This window comes from Vibrio sp. 10N.222.48.A3 (genome assembly GCF_041475345.1).
In the GTDB taxonomy this organism is placed as follows: Bacteria; Pseudomonadota; Gammaproteobacteria; order Enterobacterales; family Vibrionaceae; genus Vibrio; species Vibrio tasmaniensis_A.
The window spans coordinates 3,992-4,546 of sequence record NZ_JBFRVX010000944.1; the positions used below are offsets into that span (position 1 = coordinate 3,992).

The 555-nt window shown below is 47.0% G+C and carries 2 pseudogenes; both read right to left on the minus strand.

The window, feature by feature from the left end:
* Positions 1 to 260, minus strand: a pseudogene (locus AB4653_RS22155) (microcin ABC transporter permease); the annotation flags it as partial.
* 12 nt (positions 261 to 272) lie between these two features.
* Positions 273 to 555, minus strand: a pseudogene (locus AB4653_RS22160) (ABC transporter substrate-binding protein); the annotation flags it as partial.

Genomic DNA, 555 nt, shown 5'->3' on the forward strand with positions numbered 1-555 from the left:
ATCTCTTCAACCACTTCAGGATCAAGCCCGCGTGAGCCTTTATAGCCACTGGCAGACGCTTGGTCACTTTCGCTTAAATCAACTTCTTGTCCACCACCAGAAAAGCGCTCCATAATTCCAGAGTTATGCCCTTCTAATTGGGCAACAGCTTGCTCCACCGGGCCACCAGGGGCGATCTGAATGATGAAAAAGTTGATGGTGATGATCGCCCACAACGTGGGGATCACCAACAATAAACGTCGAAATATATACGCGGCCATGCTAACTAACTCCTAGCGACGTTTTTCAGGAAGCAATGCCGCCTTCTCTTCTGAAATCCACCATGTATCGATACCTAAATCGTATTTAGGCAATACATCTGGACGCTCAAACTTGTCCCACATTGCTACGCGATATTCACCAACGTGCCATTGCGGGATGTTGTAGAAATTCCACTGCAATACTCGGTCCAGTGAACGACCGAGAGTAAGAAGCTTTTCAGGATGTTGTTGGTTACGCGCAATTTCTTCTGTTAACGCGTCAACCACTGGATCGATAACACCTGCAGTATTGTAA